1 protein-coding gene is annotated in these 580 nt (G+C 27.8%); it reads left to right on the forward strand.

The window, feature by feature from the left end; genetic code table 4:
- On the forward strand, positions 1-580 hold a 580-nt coding region (locus E1I18_RS03640), incomplete at both ends, for an IS1634 family transposase (protein ID WP_170218555.1).

The following is a 580-nucleotide window of genomic DNA, read 5'->3' on the forward strand; positions in this document are numbered from 1 at the left end:
ATGATATTGAATCTAAAAAAGATACTTTTTATAGTCTTCTTGATGTTCTATATGAAAATGAGATTGAAATAGTCAAAAATTTAAATAATAAAATTGCAGAAATGACTTCAAGAAATAAGAATTTGGTCTATTTTGACGCAACAACTGTATATTTTGAGACATTTTCAAGAGATGGTTTAAGAACACCAGGTTTTTCAAAAGATGGTAAGTTCAAAGAAGATCAAGTTGTTGTAGGTATGGCAACTGATAGTAATGGAATCCCTATTTATCTAAAAGTTTTCCGTGGTAATACTGCAGATGGTAATACGTTAATCCCTTTTATTCTTCATTTGCGAGAAAAATTTACAATAAAATCAATGACTGTTATTGCAGATAAAGGAATGTCAACGAACAAAAATATTAGATTTTTAGAAAGTATTGGAATTGATTATATCTTCGCACAAAGACTAAAAACAACTTCTAAATCATTTAAAGATTTTGTATTTGATTCGCAAGGCTATACTAAAACTGAAAATGGTATCAAATATAAGGAATTAGAGTTTCAATCACTTTGAAAAGGCTCGCGATTTAATGATAATTT

It is taken from the genome of Mycoplasmopsis mucosicanis (genome assembly GCF_006546935.1).
In the GTDB taxonomy this organism is placed as follows: Bacteria; Bacillota_I; Bacilli_A; order Mycoplasmatales; family Metamycoplasmataceae; genus Mycoplasmopsis; species Mycoplasmopsis mucosicanis.